This window comes from Sphingopyxis sp. CR5 (assembly GCF_059693785.1).
On record NZ_JCATIE010000026.1, the window covers coordinates 1 to 1,052 of the forward strand.

1 protein-coding gene is annotated in these 1,052 nt (G+C 54.7%); it reads left to right on the forward strand.

All coding sequences use genetic code 11. The features are described 5' to 3' along the window. The first annotated feature begins 79 nt into the window (after positions 1-79). Entirely contained in the window at positions 80-1,021 is a 942-nt protein-coding gene (locus tag AC58D2_RS20595; protein WP_064782570.1) for an IS5 family transposase, read from the forward strand. Positions 1,022-1,052 lie beyond the last annotated feature (31 nt).

Genomic DNA, 1,052 nt, shown 5'->3' on the forward strand with positions numbered 1-1,052 from the left:
AATCCGCTAGGGAACCTCTGAAAAACTCCCCGACTTTGCCATAATCAGGGCTTTCTATCAGCCACTTTCCGGGAATGCCATGAGCCAGCTGACTTTTGCCGAAGCCGAATACGAACACAAGAAGCGCAAGACCCGGCGGGAAGTGTTCCTTGAGAAGTTGGATCAGTTGCTACCCTGGAAGGCGCTGGAGTCCACGATTGCGGTCTATTACGCCTCCGGTAGCACTGGCCGGCCGCCGTATCCGCTCTCCAGCATGCTGCGCATTCATGTCATGCAGATCATCTACAACCTGAGTGATCCGGCGATGGAAGATGCCTTGTATGAGATCGAGTCTATGCGCCGTTTCGCAGGGATTCGGCTCTCTCGGGTTCCTGATGAGACAACGATCCTGAACTTCCGGCACCTGCTGGAGCAGCACACTCTTGGCAAGAAGCTGTTCAAGAAGATCAACCGTCAGTTGGCACGACATGGCCTGATGGTTCGGGAAGGCAGCATCGTTGATGCGACGATTATCGAAGCGCCCAGCTCGACGAAGAACAAAGGTAAGGCCCGTGATCCGGAGATGCACCAGACCAAGAAAGGCAATCAATGGCACTTTGGCATGAAGTGCCATATTGGCGTCGATGACACGGTGGGTCTGATTCATAGCCTTGCCACTACCGCCGCGAATGAGCATGACCTGACGGCATCAGACCAGCTTTTGCATGGTAAAGAGAAACGTGTCTGGGGAGACGCGGGTTATTGCGGTATCGAGAAACGCGAAGAGCACAAGAACCGTAAAGTGGATTGGTTTATCGCTGAGCGTCCTGGTAAGCGCTCCACGATGTCGAAGGTTGCGCTGGAATGCGAAACCATCAAAGCCAGCGTACGTGCCAAAGTGGAACATCCCTTCCGAGTGATCAAAGGCATGTTCGGTTACAGCAAGGTTCGCTACCGGGGTCTGGCGAAAAATACCAACCGGCTCTATCTCCTGGCGGGGCTGCACAACCTGTTGAGGGTGAAACGGGTGCTTCTGCCCTAGGGGCAGTGCGCCTGATTGCCGCTAAAGTGCG